At 41.6% G+C, this 729-nt stretch carries 2 protein-coding genes; both read right to left on the reverse strand.

Going from position 1 to position 729, the window contains the following annotated elements:
• Positions 1-509: thioesterase family protein (locus tag ACTXGO_RS15410; RefSeq protein WP_443575133.1), on the reverse strand; the 509-nt coding region annotated here is incomplete at its 3' end.
• A 32-nt stretch (positions 510-541) separates the two neighbouring features.
• Positions 542-729, reverse strand: a 188-nt coding sequence (locus tag ACTXGO_RS15415; protein WP_443575134.1) for a hypothetical protein, incomplete at its 5' end; no start/stop codon positions are given.

Consider the following 729-nt stretch of genomic DNA (forward strand, 5'->3'; position numbering starts at 1 on the left):
AGACTTTTTGGCACGCGTACTGGTCGTATAGAGGTGACATTGGCAACTGGAGTCACTGCGTTGGTATCAGCTTTTGTAGACGTCGCAGCGCTAGCACTCAACTGGTTTTGCACGCAAGCAATAACAATTTTGGCACTACTCAACAGCGTATTGCTCTTTGCGCGATAGATAGTTTGATAAAAAATAATACTGGCAGGTTTTAGCTCGACTTTATCAATGCGCACATCGATGATCTCGTCTAAATATATCGCTTGGCGGTAATTAAGCGCCGCTTGACTAACCACGAAGTGCTGCACTTGTCCGCTATCATTTTGCAAAAAATAGCCATTGATACCTATTTTGGTAAACCAATCACGGCGACAGTTCTCAAAGAACACCAAATGATTGGCATGATAAACGATGCCGCCGGCGTCAGTATGATTGATATAGATATGATAGTCGGTGGCAAATAAAGGCTTAAGTGACGCTTTATCATTATTAGAGGCTACTATATTTTCAGTTTTGCTCATAAAGTTCTCTATGTATAGTTTGATTAATATAGCTACTTTAGCCTACCTAATAGAGGCGTGCAACAGATAGCGGCGCGCAATTCTGTTATGATACGGACAGTATTTGAGTTGGCCGGGTAGGTGAGTAAGTTATCTGGCTGATATATCGCCTCACTATTTATATAGGATAAAGTATGACCCGTTTTGTTAGCTTTAATATCAATGGTATTCGCGCCCGTCA

Source organism: Psychrobacter sp. T6-1 (assembly GCF_052258445.1).